Source organism: Paenibacillus sp. J22P169, assembly GCF_059691995.1.
On sequence record NZ_JCAUAO010000001.1, the window covers coordinates 911,906 to 934,474 of the forward strand.

Annotated in this window: 17 protein-coding genes; 2 read left to right on the forward strand and 15 right to left on the reverse strand. The window is 47.4% G+C overall.

Annotation, left to right across the window (positions count from 1 at the left end; translation table 11 throughout):
• Nucleotides 1–20: 20 nt before the first annotated feature.
• Genes AC58QG_RS04415 through AC58QG_RS04425 form a run of 3 tightly spaced genes read right to left on the reverse strand, consistent with a single transcriptional unit; the run spans nucleotide 21 to nucleotide 2,733 of the window.
• A complete protein-coding gene (locus tag AC58QG_RS04415) occupies nucleotides 21–761 on the reverse strand; it encodes an amidohydrolase family protein (RefSeq protein ID WP_497360885.1) in 741 nt (246 codons plus the stop codon).
• Nucleotides 758–1,786, reverse strand: coding sequence for a Gfo/Idh/MocA family protein (locus AC58QG_RS04420; protein WP_497360886.1), 1,029 nt, complete (start codon nucleotides 1,784–1,786; stop codon nucleotides 758–760). Before AC58QG_RS04420 ends, AC58QG_RS04415 begins: the two co-directional genes overlap by 4 nt.
• A gap of 14 nt (nucleotides 1,787–1,800) precedes the next feature.
• Complete coding sequence (locus tag AC58QG_RS04425) at nucleotides 1,801–2,733, reverse strand: hypothetical protein (RefSeq protein WP_497360887.1); 933 nt, start codon at nucleotides 2,731–2,733, stop codon at nucleotides 1,801–1,803.
• 133 nt (nucleotides 2,734–2,866) lie between these two features.
• Here AC58QG_RS04425 and AC58QG_RS04430 point away from each other — a divergent pair, with 133 nt between their 5' ends.
• A complete protein-coding gene (locus AC58QG_RS04430; RefSeq protein WP_497360888.1) occupies nucleotides 2,867–3,661 on the forward strand; it encodes a creatininase family protein in 795 nt (264 codons plus the stop codon).
• 46 nt (nucleotides 3,662–3,707) lie between these two features.
• Nucleotides 3,708–5,156 carry an aldehyde dehydrogenase family protein gene (locus tag AC58QG_RS04435; RefSeq protein WP_497360889.1) on the forward strand — a complete coding sequence of 483 codons (1,449 nt, stop codon included), beginning with the start codon at nucleotides 3,708–3,710 and terminating at the stop codon, nucleotides 5,154–5,156.
• A gap of 43 nt (nucleotides 5,157–5,199) precedes the next feature.
• Here AC58QG_RS04435 and AC58QG_RS04440 read toward each other — a convergent pair whose 3' ends face one another.
• The 12 genes from AC58QG_RS04440 to AC58QG_RS04495 form a co-directional block, all read right to left on the reverse strand.
• The gene (locus tag AC58QG_RS04440; RefSeq protein WP_497360890.1) at nucleotides 5,200–7,644 is read right to left on the reverse strand and encodes a hypothetical protein; all 2,445 of its coding nucleotides are present in this window, start codon (nucleotides 7,642–7,644) and stop codon (nucleotides 5,200–5,202) included.
• Between the two features lie 28 nt (nucleotides 7,645–7,672).
• On the reverse strand, nucleotides 7,673–10,594 hold the full coding sequence (locus AC58QG_RS04445; RefSeq protein ID WP_497360891.1) for a family 78 glycoside hydrolase catalytic domain: 2,922 nt from the start codon (nucleotides 10,592–10,594) through the stop codon (nucleotides 7,673–7,675).
• An 11-nt stretch (nucleotides 10,595–10,605) separates the two neighbouring features.
• On the reverse strand, nucleotides 10,606–11,505 hold the full coding sequence (locus AC58QG_RS04450; RefSeq protein ID WP_497360892.1) for a Gfo/Idh/MocA family protein: 900 nt from the start codon (nucleotides 11,503–11,505) through the stop codon (nucleotides 10,606–10,608).
• Nucleotides 11,481–12,770 (reverse strand): DegT/DnrJ/EryC1/StrS family aminotransferase, encoded by a 1,290-nt coding sequence (locus AC58QG_RS04455; protein ID WP_497360893.1) that lies wholly within the window; start codon nucleotides 12,768–12,770, stop codon nucleotides 11,481–11,483. The genes AC58QG_RS04450 and AC58QG_RS04455 overlap by 25 nt, the downstream gene beginning before the upstream one ends.
• A gap of 24 nt (nucleotides 12,771–12,794) precedes the next feature.
• Complete coding sequence (locus AC58QG_RS04460; RefSeq protein WP_497360894.1) at nucleotides 12,795–13,820, reverse strand: Gfo/Idh/MocA family protein; 1,026 nt, start codon at nucleotides 13,818–13,820, stop codon at nucleotides 12,795–12,797.
• 105 nt (nucleotides 13,821–13,925) lie between these two features.
• A complete protein-coding gene (locus AC58QG_RS04465) occupies nucleotides 13,926–15,104 on the reverse strand; it encodes an N-acetylglucosamine-6-phosphate deacetylase (protein WP_497360895.1) in 1,179 nt (392 codons plus the stop codon).
• Nucleotides 15,105–15,168: 64 nt separating this feature from the next.
• Nucleotides 15,169–16,752: an extracellular solute-binding protein gene (locus tag AC58QG_RS04470; RefSeq protein WP_497360896.1), complete on the reverse strand. Its 1,584-nt coding sequence runs from the start codon at nucleotides 16,750–16,752 to the stop codon at nucleotides 15,169–15,171.
• A 93-nt stretch (nucleotides 16,753–16,845) separates the two neighbouring features.
• Nucleotides 16,846–17,718, reverse strand: a complete 873-nt coding sequence (locus tag AC58QG_RS04475; protein WP_497360897.1) for a GNAT family N-acetyltransferase — start codon at nucleotides 17,716–17,718, stop codon at nucleotides 16,846–16,848.
• 32 nt (nucleotides 17,719–17,750) lie between these two features.
• Nucleotides 17,751–18,494: a creatininase family protein gene (locus tag AC58QG_RS04480; RefSeq protein ID WP_497360898.1), complete on the reverse strand. Its 744-nt coding sequence runs from the start codon at nucleotides 18,492–18,494 to the stop codon at nucleotides 17,751–17,753.
• A 4-nt stretch (nucleotides 18,495–18,498) separates the two neighbouring features.
• The gene (locus AC58QG_RS04485; RefSeq protein WP_497360899.1) at nucleotides 18,499–20,187 is read right to left on the reverse strand and encodes a polysaccharide deacetylase family protein; all 1,689 of its coding nucleotides are present in this window, start codon (nucleotides 20,185–20,187) and stop codon (nucleotides 18,499–18,501) included.
• A gap of 68 nt (nucleotides 20,188–20,255) precedes the next feature.
• The gene (locus AC58QG_RS04490; protein ID WP_497360900.1) at nucleotides 20,256–21,533 is read right to left on the reverse strand and encodes a DegT/DnrJ/EryC1/StrS family aminotransferase; all 1,278 of its coding nucleotides are present in this window, start codon (nucleotides 21,531–21,533) and stop codon (nucleotides 20,256–20,258) included.
• Nucleotides 21,534–21,572: 39 nt separating this feature from the next.
• Entirely contained in the window at nucleotides 21,573–22,568 is a 996-nt protein-coding gene (locus AC58QG_RS04495; protein WP_497360901.1) for a Gfo/Idh/MocA family protein, read from the reverse strand.
• Nucleotide 22,569: the final 1 nt, after the last annotated feature.

Consider the following 22,569-nt stretch of genomic DNA (forward strand, 5'->3'; position numbering starts at 1 on the left):
TCTCCTGTCAGGGGAGTCGCTTATTGGCGAAATCGTTCAGCTAGCAATTTCGCTACATTTCCACCTAAGATAGCTGCTTTATCTGCGTCGGGCACATCCATGTCACGTACCTTATCGACTTCAAGCCCCATGCGGGCAACAGGGTGATTACTTGAAAAAATCATTCGTTGTGAACCAATCCCTCTGTACATACGCGTCATCCCACGTTCTGGAAAATCATGGGCTGTATCGCCGTATATATTAGGCGCTCTTTCAAAAGCCGGTATGACATCCATCCAAAAGTCAGACTTCCCATTTTTGCCCATAATAAAAGAGACTTCAGGATAATTCAGAGCCAGTTCGGTGAGCTGCAAAGGAAGCGCATTTGCCGGAGTCCCTGTATGCACATAGACCGGCGCACGGTGACGTGCTGCCACTTCGATCAATGGATAGACAAGCTTCTCGAGAATCATAAAACCTTGCAGAGGTGGATGAAGCTTGACCGCCGCCGCACCTTCTCCCAAGGCTCGTTCCAGTTCAGCTACAGCATCAGCCTCATACCATGGATTCGCTGTTGCATAGGCGAGAAACCTCCCTGCAAACTTACGAGATAGAGCTAGCACACGGTCATTACCTACTCGGTTATGAACCGCCATCTCACGATCTATTGGGCTAATTAATGCAATATCAATCCGGCTTCGGTCCATCTGATCGATCATTTGTTCTGGATCCACTTGATGATACTGTCCCACCCCAACTAGCACATGCGCGTCAATAATCAAGGTTCTCTCTCCCCACTTAACCATACCGACTCCCCGGTTTCCATAGCTTGAACGAAGGCTAGCGTCAGAAGCAGGCTTGATATACCTTCCCGGCTGCCAGGTACTGGCGTTTGGCGTAATTCGATAGATGTTAGAAATTTCTGTAACTGAACCCGAAAACAAGAGCTAACTCGGTTCTCGGACAATTGCAGGCGTTCGGTTAACCGATTACTGATCAATACAGCTTCGCCTTTGGCTCGATCTAGATAGGCCATTCCTTTAGGACCAAGAATCTGAAACTCACCTAGAGGAAATCCAGGAAAAAACCATCCGATTTCCAGCTTCGCTTGATCTCCATTAGCGAATTCAATCAAAGCGGAGTTGTAATTAGGTGAAGGAAACTCGGGTCTGCTAGTCAAACCTCGAGCTGTTATCCTAATTGGCGTGGACCCCGTAAGGAAAGCAAGGTGATCAGCTGCGTGAGCACCGTCATGTATACAGGGCGGTCCGTGACGCAAGGTGTTTAAAATTCGCTCATAGTGCTCCTGATTACCTTCAGGGTCCCACTCTTCATCAAAAGTACTTAATCGAATTTGCAGCGGTCGCCCGAGCCTGTCGCTCTCAATCCATTCCCGCAATGCATCCATTAACGGGCCATGTCGATAGGTGAAGCCGACCTGCAGAAGACGCCCGCTCAAGCTTTCGGCTTCAGCCATTTGTTTGGCAGCTTCAAGCGTAGTAGCCATTGGCTTTTCACAGAGTACATCTTTACCAGCCTGTAGAGCCTCAATGGTAATAACTGGTGTTGCCCAAGGGGGTGTACAAACCAGAACAGCCTGCACTTCTTTATCTTCTAAAATTCGTTTATGGTCGTTTGTATGATAAGAGCTGCCGAAAGCAGCTCCTGCAGCAGCAGCTCGAACCGGATCTTTATCACATACCGCCATAACGTGCACAGACGGGTTCTCAAGGAGAATCGGAAGATGCTGCCCCATCACAATGTCTCCGCATCCGATCACGGCTAGTTTTATTACGTTTACGGACAACTGAATCCCCCCTATTATCGGAGCACCGGTACAGCCAAACCAGCCGCCCCAGGCTTAGATATGATGGCTTCGGGATAATAGCGTTCTAAAATTTCCAATCCTAATGCAGCCCGTCGAACCTTCTCCTTACATTGGGCTATGGCCATTTGTTCAATGTGCATACCGCTTGGGTATACATTTGCGGCATTTCGCAGCCCGAATTTCACATAAACAGGTGAAACAACCCGGACAATTTCCGGAATTTCATAAAAGCGAACAGCACCGCCAAAATCATCAGGAGCTTCCACATAGATATCAATTGGCATATCAACAGCTTCACGGATTGCCCCCAATCGGGCTAATGTAAGTGATGTTGGTACATTGTAGGTGTCTGCGCCGAGTGTTTCCATTTGCTTTATGGAGACAGGGTTTGCTGCTCCCAGTGAAACAGAGCCTTTTACGACCAGATCAGCTGGTAATTGTCCCGCCTTCCTCATTTGACCCACAATGGCAAGAAGTCCTTCATCGGCAATGAGTACTCCCCTTAGTCCCAAACGGCAGCCCCGCTTAATATCTTCGACGGCATAGATCAACTGATCCATCCCTTCATGTCGCAACGCTTGACCTTTACCAGCTGGAGTGTGACTAGCTGCCGTTATGTCCCATGTTGTACGTGGTCCTACAAATAGACTGACCTCCACACCATCAGCCACAGCAAGCTCGAGCATCTCACGAATCTCCGAATCGGTATGCATCATAATCCCGCTGCCTTGCGATACACGGTGTACGGTTACGCCGTATTCCTTGGCTGTTTCCAAAGTAGCCGCGAGAGCATTAGGTCCTTCTACACTTGGGATTTCAAATCGAACCTGAGCTCCATCTGGAAAACGTTTTGATGAAGTCGGAAGATGATGAGCATCTCCCATTGGATAACCTAAACTGGCCAAAAACTCACGCGTTTCTTTCATAACAGCACCCCCGGTTTTATTGTAAATAGAACTCACAAATAAATTTGGTTCAGCATATTGAAATTCACTTCAAAAATAATGATAATCCAAGTATAATAGGAGTGAGTTCGGGTGTAAAGGAGGATTTTTCCAAATGTATACGCTATCAGATCGACCAGGAAGTCTGCTTTTTCAAGAATTGAACCGGGATGAAATCGGGAAGTGGGCCCCTGAAGCAACCGTCATCTTACCCATTGCTGCCATTGAACAACACGGACCGCACCTACCTGTTTGGACAGACTCCCTTCTAGCGGAAAGCATTACCCTTCAAGCCGCAGCACGTGCTAGTGATGAGATCCCAATCTTGGTATGCCCCGTCGTAACCTATGGTTCCTCGCACCATCACCTTATCTATCCAGGAACGTTGTCGCTTTCGGCCGATACGTTAATAGGGGTGCTGCGCGACCTGACGGACTCCTTGGTAAGCAGCGGTTTTCGCCGGATTTACTTGATTAATTCTCATGGCGGAAATGAAGAATGTGTTCGACTCGCGGCCCGTGAACTTGCATTACGCCACCCCGTTATAGCTGGAGCCGCCTCTTATTGGACGATCGCATGGGACCAAATCGTACACGAAGGGCAAGCTGGGGGTCTAGGAATCGTCCCTGGCCATGCTGGTGGTTTTGAAACTTCATTACTTCTTGCATTACGACCCGATTTGGTGAAGACCGAATTGCTGCCTTTACCAAACAGCCGCACCCTCCCTTCAACTCCTAGAGATCCTTCTGCTGGCCCGCTTATTCAACGCCATGGTAGTTGGGCAGCGATTGACGGCTACAGCGACGATGCGGGCTCAGCAAGCGCGGAAAGTGGGCAGAAACTTCTCGAAATCATCTCCCGAACCCTTGCTGCTGAATTCGTTAGATTCCATCAACTTAGACTGAACTAAATCAATTATTCTAAATGTTAATCCACTATGGAAGGTGTTGGAATCATTGACAAGTTATCATAATCTTATTGCCGGCCGCTGGGTCGGAGCCCAATCCGGACGTTTGCGTCCTAATGTAAATCCTACTAAATCCTCAGAGATTATAGCTGAATTTCCAGAAAGCGATGGCCTTGATCTTCAGAATGCCATAACAGCTGCCGCAGCTGCTTTCCCCAAATGGCGCAGCATGAGTATAGTCGCTCGCGGTGAGATTCTATACCGTGCCGCCGAATTACTTACAGCTCGTGCTGAACTCATTGCAAAAGATTTGGTTCTGGAAGAAGGCAAAACATTTCCAGAAGCCATTGGAGAAACGATGCGGGCTGCAGCGATTTTCCGCTACTACGCCGGCGAAGCACGTCAGGAAACCGGCGAAGTCTACGCTGCATCGGATCCGAGCACACTTCTTTACACACGCCGTGAACCAATTGGCGTAATTGGTGTCATAACACCATGGAACTTCCCCATCGCGATTCCAGCATGGAAAATCGCGCCTGCTCTCATTTACGGCAACACCCTGGTCTGGAAGCCGGCAGATCTGACTCCGCTGACAGCCTATCATTTGACGAGCGCTCTGGTGGATGCTGGGCTTCCGGAAGGCGTGATCAATGTCGTGTTCGGCCCGGGATCCGTTCTTGGTCCTGCTCTTACCACAGACTATAAAGTGCGCGGAATATCCTTCACTGGCTCCAATGGAGTTGGTCGAAACATCGCTATTGCCAGTGCTGAACTTGGCAAGAAATATCAACTAGAAATGGGCGGAAAGAATGCCGTCGTTGTTCTAGCAGATGCTGACTTGGACTTAGCCGTTGAAATGACGATTCGCGGAGCTATGCGCTCGACCGGACAAAAATGTACCGCTACCAGTCGTGTTATCGTTGAAGCTCCATTGCTGAATACATTTACCGAAGCATTGGCTGAGCGTTGCCGGAACCTTGCCGTGGGTAACCCTTTTGATTCGCAAACTTACATGGGTCCTCTTGCTTCGCTTGATCAGCAACGAACTGTATTGGACTACATCCAAATCGGAAAAGAAGAAGGAGCTCGACTAGTAACGGGAGGAGAAACTCTCGGTTCAGAAGGATTCTTTGTAACACCAACGGTGTTCACAGATGTCGATCCTAATAGCCGTATAGCTACCGAAGAGATCTTCGGACCCGTTGTGTCAGTTGTACCTGCAGCAAATCTTAGCGAGGCCATTGGACTCGTTAACACAAGCCGATTCGGCCTAAGCACAGCTGTGTTCACTCGAGATATCGGTAAGGCCATGCGTTACGTCGACGAGATCGAATGCGGTATTGTGCATGTGAATTCCGAAACTGCCGGTGCAGAACCGCATGTCCCGTTCGGGGGCATGAAGGAATCAAGCTCCAATTCCCGAGAGCAAGGTAAGTCCGCTCGTGAGTTCTACACACAAGTCAAGACCGTCTACTTTGACAAACCTTCGCCTGCATAGGTTGTTTCAATAAAGGTGTCCACTAAGGACACCTTTTCTTGCGCTATAACTCCAAAACTTCCGTTAAGCCTGGCACAAGTTCCATCAACTGCCGATGACCTTCCGTATGCTGAAGCACAATCGAGACACTTTCCTCTCTCCGATTTGTCACATAAAGGCGATCAGCCAGCAATGAAATCTCGATTGTACATGTACGCTCTTGCCCAGACCCCAGAATCTCTAGTATCCAATCACAATTTCGAAATCCGCTCGTAAACGCATCCAAATTGCCGATCCAGAAGTAGGTATGCCCTTCAATCCGATTAATTCCTTCATACAATGGGACTCTGTTTAGGTTCAACTTACTTTCCCTTTTGGCATGGACCCTTAGAGAAGTTGAGTTGAAATTCGCAAATATGAGCTGACTCTCACAACCGAGCAAAACAACATCCACTTCTTCGCAAGTAAAAAGATGTGCAATATTCGCCATAGCTCTCGTCTCTTCTTTGGTTCGGTTTGGCAAGGTGAGCACTACGAAAGGCTCCAGTATACTTGGACCTTTGAACGTTTCTTCGCTGCGTCGATTTAAAATGAGAATATCCTCAACGCCCTTCCATTTCTTATACTCATGCTGATTGATGTAGTGTATTCCTTGCGAACCGAACAGGACATAACCGATATCATCATCCACCTGTATCCATTCGGCAGGGGCAAAGTCTGTAATCTCATTCGGTTCACCCCCATAGAACCCTTTGTAAGTAGCTGAACGATCTGGGAAGTGTAGCGTTCTTCGTCCCTTGGCCAAGTCCGGCATGACACTGTAATGTTCATTGCGGATTCCAATCATTCCCGTATTCATTTCAGCAATCTTACAAGATTTCAACACCTGGATACATTCTATATAGACGCTTTTCCCATCTGGCAAAGAAACGAAAGCTACATCCTGACGAAGCTCTTCGACACCCCGTTTTAGCGTAGCTATCGCACCAAAACCATCCCCATAGTCTCGGATGTTTTCCTTCTCGGTTTGCAGAACATATTGCTCGTTCGAATGTAAGGATCTCTGTGAATCCACCTCAAACTGGGCCGTACCCGTATAACTAGCGGGCAGTGGCGTGATGCTCCAACAGCCTTTTGCAGGAATTGTGAGTCCCATCACACGGTTGCGCCAACTGAAGCTCGAGAAGCTGTTACGCGTCCTGTGAATCACTGAGCACCCATACGGATACACATAAACTCCACTCAGCCTTGTATTCATTTTGTCACCATCGCTGGGCTCCGCACCTACTCCTCCAAACAAATGAAGCAAGCAGGAAGCGACCAAATCCTTCGCGGATGTATGCTCCATATCTTTTGCCGTTTGATAACCGGAGATGATGCACTGCTCCCCCTTTTCCTCTAGGAGGCAGCCCTGCGTATTACTATTCTGAATCCCTTCAATGATGGCTAGAGCCCTGCGTTCTAATAATGATGCATCCCTGTCACTATGAATCACATTCATAAACGCGTGGGTAAATAGACGTTCATGCTGCCTGTTATACCACCAATCCTGACCTTGAACGGGAACAGCCAAGCCGTCAAACTGCGCCCACACTTTAATCGTATTAGTGTAGATACGTTCGTTGTTATACAGCACTGTTTCCGATATGACATCATCCCCTATTAAGGAAAATACGGCATGAATCCCTCGTAGATTAATGCCTGCACAAATATAGCCAGGGTGAGCGAACCCATGGTTTTCCGTTGTAAAGTCAGGGTGAAACGTAACGGTTTTGATCGACTTCGGTTCCCTGGCTCGATCGATTGGTGTCGTGATGGCATTTAGTGACCACGCATCAAAACCTTTTTTCCAAACTTCATGCCGTGGATGCTTAGGAAACAGCGCAAGTGCCGCTGCAATTCCACCTGCCGTCCAAGCATTTTCCTCGGTTTGTGTGTCGTGATAAGCGCCATTTCTTGGATCCTCTTCGCACCAGCGGTCCGCATAATCGGTCAGTACATTTTGGATCAAACCGTGTGTTTCTACGTCTAGTTCATCCCAAAGCAGCCATGCCGATAATCCGAGGGAAGCAACTGTCACGCCGGTTTGACTGGCGGGAAAAAACTTTTGCCCTCTTCCGCCCCATTTCGTCAAGCTGCAAAAACGGTTCCTCCCTTCAGCCCGCACACAATCCTCAGGGCCAGTATCATGGGTGAAACCTAAATAGCGGATCGCTGCAATAGCTTTCCGCTTGACCTCTTCTCGAGGGATTCCAGTTAAGTTTTCCTCATAATTCGGAAGCTTCGCAAGCAAAGCATAGACAGATGCCGTATAGGCGGTTTCAAGCCCATACCAATAAGCACCGCCAAAAAAATGTCCGCACGAAGTGCGCCCAGACCAATCAGCAAACTGCTTGTCGGCATAAGGCAGCCACTTTTGCAAAATACGGCGTATCCGTGCGGACATCTCGTTTTCGGAAGCTTTGTGCCAAGCAATTGTTCGAATATGCATGCTCTCTTCGTTGGACATGAACGAATCCCCCATCTGGAGTACGATGTTAAAGATTGTTTCCTGCTGTATGTTGTACGAGCTCTACACGTCCTTCAAACCCGTTCGGAATCCGTACATCTAATTGAATAAGAGACTGAGCCTCGACCCGAATCATGATCTTTCCCTGTTCCTCCACTTTCCAGAAAACATCAATTCGTCCCTCTACAGGAAGAGGCACACTGCCTCGCGCCCACGCCAATCCGCATGGATTCGGTTCTACGATAATTTCCTGCCAGCCCGGCACCTTGCTTCGAACTCCCAAAACATAAGCTCCCAAAAAATATCCAGGCGCAGCCGACCAGGCATGACAGTGACTGCGGGAAAGAAACTTGTCATTTTGGCGATTGGTAGAATTCGGGAACATTTCCCAACAAGCCGTTGCGTCATGCTCGATCATTTGTCCAAACCTTGTGCGAATGTCTTCTAACATCTGACTGTATAGACCTTTTTGGGCTAACGCTTCATAGTAAAAAAAGGACATGAACGGACTTCCAACCTGCACATACTCAGAAGGTGAATCCTCGAGGTAACGATCGATGATCGCTTCACGCTCTCCTTTTGCAGCCGCACATAATGAAGCCACTATTTGGGTTTGCATGCTGAAGCGGTCCGACTTACGTCCATCTGCATGGATACAGTCTAAATAGGCTTTGCCATCCTCCGACCATAAGTTTAGGTTAATTGCTGTCAACAAATTTTCGGCAGCCTGATTGTAAATCTTTGCTGTTTGTTGGTCACCCGTTATTCGTACTAACTCCGAGGCTTCTTGCAAAGCCTTCATCAAAAATAAATTTTGATGTGTGACAACCCCGTCATTAGGCTGATCAATTTCAGCCCAGTCAAAGAAATTCCAGCCTTGGAAATCAAATAATCCTTGTTCATTCAGATGAGTTAAAAAATGATCTAAGGTAAAGCGGATGTGAGGCACAATCTGCTCCACGAAAGCAATATCAGCCGTACGTTGATAATATTCCTTGCAAGCCGTTACCCAGAAAAACGTCCAATTCGGTATGACGGAGCTCCAACCGCTTGGGACTTGACTGACATAATAAGGTGTTTGTTCGGCAGATCCAGGTACTAAGCTCAGAGAGTGACGAACGAGCGGCTCCGCATCAAACAAGTAATACCCAATTAATGCTTCGTTGCGCGCGTCTCCTACCCAGAACGTCTGCTCATAGGTCGGACAATCCACAAAGGTATCTTCCATACACAATCGGACAGTACGCTGGCTAATATCCCATATTTTTGTAAGCAGCGAATCGGAGCATTGAAACCGTCCAATGTCTGCAACAGGATACGTACTTTGCTTCATTCCAACGTTGTACAGTAGAATGGTTCTTTCACTGTCCGTTTGCCCACGACGTACAGTCACCATCAAATAGCGAAGACCTCTGCGAATCGAAGATACATAGGATTGAAAACCTTCTTGGCACACATAACGAAGTGTATTGTTTAATTTGTAAGTTTCCTGTCGCCATCCGTCTTCCATATATTCGAATCCATAAAAGTCTAGGATCGTGCCGGCAGGACATTCCGCCTCAAATGTAATAAAACCGGAAGTTAATCGTCCGAAATCGATGATCATTTCCGTATCTTGTCCTTTAAACAAGGGAATTTCAGCAGGCATAGGGTTTGCTTTAACCATATTTTGCAGCTGATTCGGAACAGCAAGAACTTCCGTCCGATTTTTCCAAACACTTAGCGTAAACACATTATCCTCATCGACGAGCACCTTCGGTACCGGCCGCAGCCATTGCTGAAAGGCAGTCAACTGTTCTTTGGAAGATAACCCCTTCGCCCGGAGATAATCAGGATGTGTACACACCACTTTTCGGTCGACGGGGCGGCTGGCAACAACATTATACTCAAATGGCCCTAATGTAACGAATGGTGATTCTGATTCTGATCCAGATGAGGTATGTGGGGATATAACTTCGAAAGGCTCCTCACAGTCAATTCCCATGTAAAAGCCTACCGCATGATCAGCACCGGTGATGTCCATATAAAACAGGTTGTCGCCTTCCGATAGCTCAACTGCTACATATTTTTCCGGCGCATCTCCGTAGAACTGCTCGGCTGTAAAGGTAACTCCCCCTAAAGTAAGGGGACCAAATATACTTGAGTTGGGAAAGCCAAGGATGGCTTTCGTCTTTTTCGGAACACGAATGACTGTGGCCAGATAGCCGCCAAATGTGACCGCGTTCATGTGATTCTCACTGCCGGGGACCATATGATTGCGAATGTCGATATAAGCGTTCCATCGAATTGGCTTAACTTTGCTTAAGCTTTCAACTCGCGCCGCATAAATGGGCTCTTCTGTCAGAAAAGGAATATCTCGAGGAACAAGCCGTGTCCACGGTTCTATTCCTACTGGCCCAATTAGGGTCGCTGGCATCCAATCGATGTCGACATAGTCAGGCTTCACCCAAGCGCTGTCCCACTTTCGTGCATCAATTCGTTCTGCAAAAGCGTTCTGCGTTGACATTCTTGGCGCACGGGGGTCCTGCCCCAGATGGCGTGACGTCAGCCATGAAGCATCCGTGCCTATAACTTGAATCGTCTGGGCCTGCGAATTGAGCTCTAGCTGCGCAACCAACCCGCCTCGTCCTCTCAAATAATAAAAGGTGGACAAGCCGAAATGCTGTACTAGAACAGCAACGGTATTACTTTTTCCAGGCTTGAGAAGGCTTCCAATAACATAAATATCATAGAATTGCTCGGAGGGCCATGAGCGAGCAGGTCCACGGCCCAATAACTCCCCGTTTATGTAAAGCACGTATCGCGAATCAGCTGTGATTGCTATCTTAGCTGAATCCCAACCTTTACTCGGTACGTCAAACGATTTGCGAAAACATCTCCACTCGTTGCGTGGACTCTCCTCACCGTCTGACCAGATCCATTGTGCTAAGCCATCCGCTTGAATTTGCATACGAAATCCCCCTAGAGCGATACGGTTTTTCCGCTTACACGACTTTCGTTAACCGCTTCTATGAACCGGATAATTTCCAAAGTCTCCTGCGGGTTAATGCGGGTCTCTCCGGTTCGAAACATATGCAGAATATCCTGCATTAAATTGGCATACTTTCGCAGACCATCAGCAGCTGTGTCAACGTACTCCGAGGATTTGTCTCGGTGAATCCAGGTTCCATGTGTGCCATTGTGTAGATTCCCTCGTAAAGTTCCGATACGTCCGTCCTGCCAGACCGCAGTAACTGTTTCATGACCATTCCCAGAGAAAGCCGTGACAGAACGGCAGCCAGTCCCGAGTACTCGATATAGGACATCAACAAGGTGAATTCCGTACCAATAATAGCCAGGCTGCGTAGGTGTGAACTCGATCGGACCATAGCAGTCAGCCCCAGTGATGTTACTGCTGTCCTCCCTGCTCAGCGACACGTTCAAAGCATCCGCATAGCGGCGTACTGAACCACTCATCCATCGAACACCGAACTGCTCAGCAGTATTGGCTATTGTTTGGGCTTCCTTCAGACTGACTGCAAAAGGTTTATCAATAAAAACAGGTTTTCCAAAAGGAGCAATCTTGGCAAATTGCTCAGGATGCACCCGACCGTCTACGGAAGTGATAAGTATCGCGTCACAGCTCGAGGCCACTTCTTCAGGAGATTCCGTAATGTGAACCCCCAGCCCGTCTCGAAGCTCGGTTGTGTATCCCTCCACACGTGTTGCGCTCGCTTTAAAGTCTGGTGACCCACCGGGAAAAGCCGCAATGATGCGGCCCCCCGAAATATGATTCGGATCATTCGGATCGTTCAAAATTTTGGAGAATACTTTGCAATGGGAAGTGTCTAAGCCTATTAAGCCAAGCTTGAGTTCGGCCATGAGATTCCCTCCAGTTGCAGACCTTTACAAACTTTAACCACAGCGTTGATGATATCCTGAGTGTCCTCGTCTGTCATAATTGGGCTTACTGGCAGGAGCGTAGTTCGCTGTAGTAAGTCTTCCGCGTGCGGGCACATCCCTTTGCTGTAGACGACCGGTTTTTGGAAGGGATAGTTGAATGGAAAATTATCTTTATCCGTTGTTCTCTGATTAAGAATAAAGGATTGCATGTAGATCGGCTCTCCTCCGTACATTTTGAAGCAAAAGATATTCTCCGCATTCATCGCTGCCACAAAAGAATCCGCAGCCGCTTTCGTTGCATGCTGCAGCGCAAAAACGCAGTCGACGTCGCCTTGCAAATCAACCGACGGGCGAATTCGAATGCCTGGTATTTGCTGATTCAAAGCCTCGCGAATCGTTAGATGATGCTTCTTCATAGCGGTTATAACCGTATCAAGCTTTTTCCATTGCTCAATCATGACAGCGCCGGTCATTTCATTCATCCGGTAGTTTTGTCCGATGAACGAAAACTGAGGCGTAATTTGATATTTGCCTTTGTCTCGGAAATTACCCTGATCATGATATCGGGCAGCCCTTTCAAACAATTCCGGTGAATTCGTGACCACAGCTCCGCCTTCTCCTGCAGTGAGAATCTTTTGCATTTGAAAGCTATATACGCCGATATCCCCGATCGTGCCACAGTAGCGTCCTTTATAGGTACAGCCAAGTGATTGCGCGACGTCTTCAATAACCGGAAGATCGTACTTACGAGCAAATGCCATAACCCGGTCCATATCACAAGCGCTGCCATTGATATGAACCGCAATGATTGCCTTCACTTCCTCATCCATGACTCTTTCCAAGTCGTCCACGTCCATATTTAATGTGTCGTCCATATCAACAAATACCGGAACAGCATTCGCACACACGACCGCTCCCGCTGTTGCTGTGAACGTATTCGCTGGAACGATCACTTTATCCCCATAGCCAATTCCGAGTGCCTTTAAGGCAACAATAAGTGCCGCTGTACAAGATGAAACGCCAAGAACGTAGGAGACATTCAACCGTTCCGCCATAAGACGCTCAAACTCCTCAACTGCTCCCAACAGTTGCGGTCCGTAATATCGGAACGGTGAGCCTGCGGCAACGACCTTGGCTACATGTTCGGTCTCTTCTTCCCCGTAAAGCATTGCACCTCTTAGCATCGGCGGAAGCGGTTTACTGCGAACCGGTTCTCCTCCATTAATAGCCAACAGCTCTTTCATGGACTATTCCTCCTTGATTGTTTATTATTCAAATGGAACTGGAATGCCGCCTTGCTCCGATGAGCGGTGAATCAACTCTATCAGGCGAATCGCGTCTCTGCCGGCTTCACCCGTCACGGCTGGCTTTCGCTTTTGACTGACGGATTCAATAAAATCAATGATCTGCTTGCTATGAAAAGCGGAGTTAATATTTCGGGGATCAGCACCGGCATTTCCACTTGTCTTGTCATTTTCATAGTTGGGAAGTGGGATACCAGGAACCGTCCAATGGGTGATCGCTTGACCTACAATTTTAATTGTTCCTTTATCCCCGTAAACGTTAATGCTTGGCGGAAAGCCTGGTACTGCGGAGGTTGTGCACATCAGGGTGGCAAAGCCTCCGTTCTCCATGGTTAATATAGCTAGCCCCATGTCTTCGGATTCCATCTGATGCGTTTGCGTCGCAGTTCGACCTGTTACAGACTTCACCTTTCCGCCAAGCCAGAGCAGCAGATCTATCGAATGGATACCTTGATTAAGCAGGGCTCCGCCATCTTCGGCTTTCGTACCGCGCCAATCTGCTTCATCATAATAGGATTGCGTTCGATAGAACGGTCGAGAAACCTCGACAAGCAGCAGATTGCCGATATTTCCCTCTTCTATCATCCGCTTGAGCAACTGATGATATGGAAAGAATCGTGTCTGTGAGACAACAGACAAAGTAAGTTGTTTCTCCTGAGCTAAGTTGATCATCGCTGAAGCCTCTTCCGTTGACATGGCGATAGGTTTCTCAACCAGCACGTGTTTTCCCGCATGCAGTGCTTCCATAGCGATGCGCCCATGACTTCCACTGCCTGTCGTAATGCAGACGATATCAATTTCCCGGTTATCCAATATCTCATGGTAATCGGTCGTCCAAGCGCAAGTATACCGTTCGCTCGTCCCTCGTGCACGTTGCTCTGTTCTACTGGAAACCGAGACAATCCGTGCTTGATCGATACCGCTTAGTGCTTCTAGATGAACATCAGCAATGGAACCGCAGCCAATAAGACCAAAACCCCATTTTTTCATGTTAACTGCCACTTCTCGATCTGTTCACCATCATATAAAGCACCCTTTCCCTAAATTCATATTCAGATTAGTCAATTCGAGCTGGTTTGACCATGTTTTTTAGTATTAAAACATGTCATTTTGTGCTTTAATTGCATATCGGGAAATTCCTTGTTTATAGGTCTCACAGATGCAAATCGCTCCGTCACCCATTTGCTTAAAAAGAACAAGATCAGCCGGAGCTCCTATTTGCAACCCGATGTTAGTGGGCAAACTCATCAAAGTCGATGGACGCACAGAAGCCATGTCCCAAGCTTCATGCAAGGAACTTAGCTTCTTACGAATCAGATGTGCAATCCCCCATGGAAGCATCTGTGCGGAACCAGCTAGAAGCTGAGGTTCATCTGCTAAGTGAAGACGGCCTTCGTTCGTTTTCACAACATGAATGCGATTGTGAGAGTAGTAGTTGCCAGGAGGCATCCCACTTAGATGAACGGCATCACTTACGAGAATGGCACATTCCTGCTTTACACGCATAACGACTTTAAGAAAAGATTCTGGCAAGTGAAATCCATCCGCGATTAAAGAAACCCAAAGTGAGTCTTGGGCCAGCTGCTCCCATAAGTAATTAGGGTGACGTGGAAGTGTTAAATGGGCCCCGTTTCCAAAATGGGTTGCCATTCGGGCACCGGCAGAGACCGCGTCCCGAATTTGCTCCGGAGATGCGGCAGTATGTCCGATTGCGACTATAATACCTTTTTCTGAGCATCGATGAATGAAGTCAATTGAATTTGGCCACTCAGGGGATAAGGTAACTATCCTTATTCGTCCCCCCGCAGCTTCCTGCCAACGTACGAAGGCATCCCAATCAGGCTCGCAAACAAATTCCCGTTTATGAGCTCCTCGAGGTCCATTTTCAAGTGATATGAACGGTCCCTCCAGATGAATACCGCCTACTGTGTCATTCGTTGCTGAATCTTCCTCGCATGCCATAGCAATCGCTTTCATCGCTTCAGAAATGTTAGCCGCCGAATTCGTTGTGATCGTTGGGAAAAATGTCGTAACTCCTTCTTTCCAAACCTCACGAACAATCGAGTGTACTCGTTCTGAATCTATGGGAAACACATTTAAATCAATGCCCATACAACCATTCATCTGCAGATCAACTAGTCCTGGTGCAATGAAGCATTGATCTTTGTAATTATTGTCACCAGGTGCGGTGCGAATGTTAGTAATAATGCCCTCCTTCACAGTAACGACGATGGATTCACCGGTTATATAATGCGTACCATGTATCTCATTCATAACGATCTCCTCCTATGAAAATAACCCGTTTATCGATTGCATAAACGGGCTGTTTAACAGATTATTATTTTTTGTAATAGCTTTTATACCAATTTGTTGCTTCTTGAATAACCTGTTCCCCGCCTTGTCTTTTCCAGTTCGTAACGAACTTGTCAAAGGCATCATCGAGGGGTTCTCGATCCGTCAGCACTTTGATGAACATGTCCATATATAATGAACCATCTCGATATCCCAACTCAGGCTTCGCTTTTAGTAAGGCTGGGGTCGGCATATACATGGACTCGTCTTTAAAGAAATTCATCTTCGTATATTCGATCCCTTTCTGGGTCAAGGCGGCAAATTTACCCGCGTTAATGACTAATGGAGACATACGGGCATCACCGCCTGGGTTGATCATAACTTGGTAAAAGACCCTCGTACCTTTGTCCATATTGACTTTCGCATTCGGATCCCAGTTGATAGTTCCATTCGTTACCTTATAATTGACCCCTTCAATCCCATAAGCAAAAAACTTGTTTTTAGCTGGATCTTCCGAATGCACCCAGTCAAAAAACTTAATGATATCCTCTGGATGCGCAGCATTTGACGATATGGTATAGACGTTGTTCACACCTGTTCTTTCTGGAACCAAATTCACTTTTCCTTGCGCATTCATTGGTCCAGGCAGCACTCCCACATTTGCATTCGGATCAGTGAACAAATATTCTTGACCTCCACTAGTCAAAACTTGCACTTGATGAAACCACATGCCCACTTTGCCCTGATGAATCAGGTCTCCCCAATCATTATCCTTCATTGTGAACATGTCTCGGTTGATGTAGCCCTTATCGTAGAGCATTTTATAAAAACGGATTGCATCCTTCATTTCAGGTACAATCAAATTCGGGACAAAGCGCCCGTCGCGATATTGCCAAGCATCTGGATAGGCACCGAAATATCCGAAAAAGGCCTCGGAGAATGCAAGACCTTTGCGCATAGCAAAGGGCACCTCATCGTTCGTGTTGCCATCGCCGTTCATATCGAGATTCTTGATTGCATCGAAGAAAGCCAAATAGTCATCCATCGTTTTCGGTTCTTTCATGCCAAGCTTGTCCAGCCAATCTTTGCGATATAACAGCACAAGCATATTTGGAAGTGCAGACATTTTGGGGATTCCGTAAATTTTTCCGTTTTTGCTAACACGCGGATCCTTCCAGGCTTCAGCTGGAATGTCCTTTTTCAAGTTCGGACCATATTTGTCAATGAGCGGCCCAAGTTCTAGAAACACACCGTCCTCGACCGCATTCGGATGACTTGGATTGTCAATTCGGGACGACCACATAACTTCGGGAATATCACCGGATGCAAAACGAATGGCAAGCTGTTTGTCATAAATGCTGGAGCTGACCATTTCAAACTTAACATTGTAGGGGGTACCGGTATATTGGCTGAAAAGCCTCGACATTTCCTTAAAATACTTATCGTCCTCGGTTAAGTTCTGGGCGTATTGGTTACCGCCGTCCTGCATGAGGATAGTGATGTCGATCGGCTTTTTCGAAACCTTGTTGACATCTTGCTTAAGTGCTGTAGATTCCGAACCTTGGCAAGCTGATAGAAGGCTGCTCGTGCCCATTACTGTGATCAAAAACAAGAGAAGACGTTTACTCATGATCCTTTCGTTCCCCCTTTGAAGAAAGCGATCTGCACCTCCTCTAATACTAACGAATAAGCTATCCTTTCGTAAACATATATATTTGAATTTTCAGCCTTTTTCAGCACCAGATGTGCCATAGATATGCTCTGGTTGCCCAGGATATCGGTTATCTCCTAAAAACATTCGCCAAAACCCTCTTTGTACTTCAAAACCGTACTTTTCCATCAAGGCAGTACCTGATACATTCGGTTTGGGAACGTCCAAAAATATTCCTCTGTCTGGGATGCTTCGCAAGACTTCAACAAAGAGTACCTCTGCCGCCAATTCATTGACAGCTGTCCATGGGCCGATCTGTACCGCATCGAAACCAACTCTGGCAAGTAGATATCCAAGTACAACGCCGTCCTTCTTAATATAAAAGGCCAGTTCTTCATGACGCTTATATAAGGTACGTATAATTTCTTCGCGATTGGCTCCAAAGCAATGTGCATCAAAGGCAATGATCTCATCCAAACTTCCCTGTTTGAGGGGCTTCGCTGATAGGTCCGTGACCAATCGCTGAAGCGGCAGCTTAGGAGCCTTTCCTTGATATCTCGTAACTTCATACTCATCCTGAAAACCGAGTGGGATGTAAACCTTCTTACCCATCGGCGTGGCGTCCAGCTTTATACAGTCCACGCCATGTTCCTCCAAAAAAGTAATCGTCTTCTGAAGAAGGGCAGTCCCTATCCCGAATCTTCTTTGAGATGGATGCACGAGTACCATGCCTATCCAGCCGAATCGGTTCTCATAGGGGATAGCCGTCGCAGTTCCCGCTTTTTCTCCTCCCATTTCCGCGAGAAAACAACCGTATTTAGCAAAGCGCATATATCCTCGCCAATCGTTCTCCACTTGATTCCAACCAGCTATATTTTTCAATTCCATGGCAAAAGGAAGATCTTCCTCTGTCATTACCCTCACGCTCAATCCGCTCAACTGCATGACTATTCCTCTCCTCTTAGCTGGACCAAGTTTTATTGCTTCAGTTTGCGGATTCTTTCTTTTTCCCCCTCTATTTGTTTCAAATACGCCAAAGAGCATTCTACCATTAAGTCCATCATTTTTAGGCCCTTCTCGGCACTTGCAACCTCCGGATAACCCCAGTAACCGTCTTCCGTCAATTCTGTAACGTCAAAGTAATCCATGAAATCCTGAGGCACACTCGTTGGTGCAGCTTGCGGGACATAATCCTTAACATGTTCAGGACACAGATGCAGGATGTGCGAGGTTTCCTTTTCTCCTCCGTGAATATCGAGCTTCGTATGCTCCATGACTTCATGCTGCCGTCCTAGAGCGACCGATGTGTGGATGAGAATGACTTCCATCACATCTTCGCGGTCTGCGAAGTCTCGATTAAGCTGCCGAATCGTCGGCTTTAATATCCAATTGCCACCGTGTCCGTTGATGAGAATAAGGCGTTTGAAGCCAGAGTATAACAGTGACTCAGCAATATCTCTGATGACAAGGGCAAGTGTATCTGCCTTGAGATAAACGGTACCTTTAGCAGCACGGTGCTCGATTGAGGAAGCAATACTTATCGGAGGGAGCAGGTAAGCACTCAGCGTCTCCGCTATTCTCTCTGCCAGCGCCCCGGCAATAATATTGTCAGTACCATAAGGAAGATGACTTCCGTGCTGTTCCAGTGCGCCAACTGGCAAAATCGCTGTATCACACTCGGCATTCTGAAAATCTTTTCGATTATTATACATCGTTAGCATAGGTTCACCCTCTTTTCAGTTGTACGCACTTAACGCCAAAGCGTTCTTTGATAAGCTGCTCAGCCCCTGGTTCCTCTTCCGAGAGAATCGGACGCCAAAAAACCGCCTGCTCAGCTTCATTCTCATCGTACTTGGATCTGATGATGACATTCCCTTTTTCATCCAAACCAGAAATTCTTATTTGCCTTCGGTTTCGCTCCCAACTATTAATTTGTTTCCCGGTCCAAAACGTGAATCCGCGTTCTTTTGCTATATGCACTGTTTGGAGCAGAGCCTCACGAACTTCCGGCGAGCTGTGAATACGTCCTTGATGATATAAGAAATGTGCTACACCGCGAACCTTCTCCACTTCTTCTAAGAAGGGGACAATGACGCTTGCATCGGTAAATTGTGGAATATCTTGTGTCAAAAATCCGATTTCCAGCACATCATAAAGTCGATTAGCCTCATTCGACCAAGCTATCGGATAATACGGATGGCAGGTTCCGAAAAGAAACCCAGCCGCTCCCGATTTGCTCGGTCCTCGTGTCTGATCCGATTCGATGCCGCATGCTTCACACCACTGAAACAGCTCTCCCCAGCCTTCAAATCGGGTAAAATGGTTTTTATTGCTGGTCACCTTACCTTGGACCGTTACCTGAAGCCACTCGAATTGCCGATTGAAGTCTGCAAGATCCCATCGGCCACCCTCGTTGATATTCGAGTTGAAATGAAGAGCGAGCTCATGTCCAGCTTCCTCAATTTGAGGATAAAGCCAAGCACTGTACCCTGGCTTCATCATGCACCAAGAGGAATGAATATCAGCGATCGCTAGTGTTTGTAGTGTAGTTACTGCATCTTCGTCAAAATTGCGATCGCTATCATGAGAAATCATAGCTACTCTATCTACACCTTCTGGCCAATAGTCGGAAAAAGGCACAGGTTTTTGTTTTTCAACCATTCGTCTGAGAATATGTGACACAACTGCTTCCCGCCATAAATCCGCGTAAGGATGTGCGAAGTAAGCCATTCCGGTTTCTGTCGTTTTTCTGTCGTACGCCCAATTCATCTCTAGTCCATCCTCAGCTTTAAGCAGCCCATCGTTCAAGTTCCCAGTCCCATCAGCAGCTGGAGTCCCGTCCTCCAGAACGGGTCCTGTTCCTTGCTGCAAACCAACAATCGTTCCCATAACATCGACGCTCCAACGTTCGAGTGTTCCTAAACCGATTGTAAATTGTTGCAACAAGGCTCCGGCAGAAACTCCATGGGGAACATTTGCAATTGTCCCCCATTCCTTGCATGCTTCTGCAGGCTCTTTTTGTTTCACCCAAGTCGAAGCACTTAGAAAGCGCAGCGGTCTCGTATCCCCCATCTCCTCTGGCAGATGAGCATATCCTGCTGTAATCGGCTCTGTCCCGGCGAAGCCAAGCCGCCGAGCCATACCATTTAATCCGGAGAAAGAAATGACAATACCTCCACGTTCCGCATATCTCCAAATAGTATCATTGGCTGCCTCGTGACTTGGCGCTGCAGCAATGAGGATGAGATCAAACTTATTCTCCAGAATCTGATGCAATGCATCGATCCATTCGAATGGGATGCCTGCATGGGAAAGCACTTCACCAGCATAAAGGCCGAATGTATTCAGCCCATATGTCAATCGCTGCTCAATCGACCCTTTGTCCCGCAGAATCCCGATTCTCGCAATGTTCATGCGTCATTCTTCCTTTCCAATCAAGTAAGATGACTTCGGTTGCCTTCAATCTCGGGAAGATCCTCTCATCAACCGTGAGCCTTGGCGCTTTCTTTGGCTTCCAACGCCTTTAACACTTTAACAGCTGCAGTAGCGATTTCATCCGCTTCATCATCGGTGAGGATCGGGCTGATCAAAGTAATCGTTATTCTTCCCAGCAGGTCATCACATTGTGGACACATGTCTTTTGTATATACGACTGGTTTCTTGAACGGAAAATTATACGGGAAATTGTCCTTTTCGGCTGTACGTTGCTCGAAGAAACACGGAATCATATAACAGGGTATACCATCGTACATGGCATGAGTAGAGACATTTTCCGCTTTCATTGCGGCTGCATATTCTTGAGCCCGTTCCAGTGTTGAATGAACGATGCCAAGTACACAGCCAGTATCGCCGTCATCGTCAACAGCTGCGCGGAATCTTACACTCGGCATCTCAGCCGCGATGGTCGAGCGAATTTTTCGGTGATGCCTTCTCATCGTTCCGATCACGATATCGAGCTTCTTCCACTGTTCGATCATGACGGCGCCAGTCAGCTCGCTCATACGGTAATTTTGTCCGGACATGATATATTGCGGTTCGATTTGGAAGCGTTCTTTATCCCGGAACATGCCTTGATCATGATACCTGACGGCCCGTTCGAACAGCTCAGGGTTCGAGGTGATAACCGCTCCGCCTTCGCCTGCCGTTAACATTTTATTCATCTGAAAACTGAACACGCCGATGTCCCCGATTGTGCCGCAAATCCGTCCTTTGTACGTGCAGCCTTGGGATTGGGCTACGTCTTCAATTACGTAGATGTTGTGCTTTTTGGCGAACGCCATAATTTTATCCATGTCACATGGACTGCCATTGATATGTACCACGATAATCGCTTTGACTTCTTCGTCGTAAACCCGTTCTAGATCGTCAGCATCCATGTTGAGCGTTTCGTCCATGTCGACGTATACAGGCACCGCATTACTACTTACGACGGCTCCTGCCGTTGCGATGAACGTATTTGCTGGTACAATCACCTTGTCTCCGTAACCGATTCCAAGCGCCTTCATAGCAACCACCAAACCTGCCGTACAAGAAGAGACGCCAAGCACATATGGGATATTCAAGTCTCGTGCTATCATGTCTTCCAAAGCCTTGACGGCATACTGCATATCCGGGCCATAGTAACGGAACGGTGATTGAGCGGCAAGCACCTTTGAGACCGAATTCATTTCTTCTTCTCCAATCAGCATTGAGCCCCTGTAAGGTGGAGGCAGCGGCTGGCTCCTAACTGGTTTCCCTCCGTCAATCGCTAACTTTTCCATTTCTCAGTTCCTCCTTCAACTTGGTAATCAAAGTGGTTCTTACACACTTGTTAGCTTCGTGCTCGCGCTGTCAATTTTTAAAACGGCCTCATTCGCCCGATATACGTCCTCCGCCAACAAACGGTGCGGTTTTCCAGCGATTTGATTTAAGAAATCTGCCGCCAGTGTGGCGGGAGGAGTCTTGATCTCCCAGCGAGTCGTCTTGTTATGATGATCGGTAAAGGCAACGAATGGTCCTGGTTGTCCGAGCGGGTCTCCGGACGTCCGGATTTCGGCTCTGCCTTTCGTTCCGGATACGAATATGCGGCCGTCTCCCCAAGATTCGAACGCTTCGGGCATCAACCAATCTGATTTCATCGTAGCGGTTATATGGTCTTCCAGGAGCACGTTAACGACAGCATTTTCATAAAGACTTGGATACTCCGGAAACCGATTTTTGATCAACATGCTAGTGTGCCCAACGATTTCCTTGCCTGTAAACCACCACAACATATCGACGTCGTGAATCATCAGGTCGATGATCAGACCTCCGTTCAGCGTTTTATTGAAAAACCAATCAGGTCTTGTGGCCGGATGAAGTTTATGCGGCTTCAAGAAGGTGAAATCCTCGATTTCGCCTAACAGCCCTTCGTCAATCATTGCTTTCAGTGTAAATTGAGCCGGAGCAAAGCGGGCGGTCAGCATCATTCCTAGCTTAATCCGTTTTCGGTCAATCACCTGACGGAGTCTGCTCAAGCCGTTCTGGTCGATAACAATCGGTTTATCCGTCATGACGTGGATCCCATGTTTTTCAGCCCATTCAATCACGTCGATTTTGCTATCGTTGGGTCCAGCGCTGCCAATGATTTCTACTCCCTGTTCAAGAAGTTCATCCATGGACTGGAACAGCGGTACTCCATAAGAAGCCGCGTACTGTCCCGGAATATGATATTTGCTCTGGTCGAAGATTCCAGCAAACTGATGCCCTTCTTTGATCATTTCTTCGATAAATGACTTGATATGATAGTGCTGACAACCGACAATGGCAAATTTCATG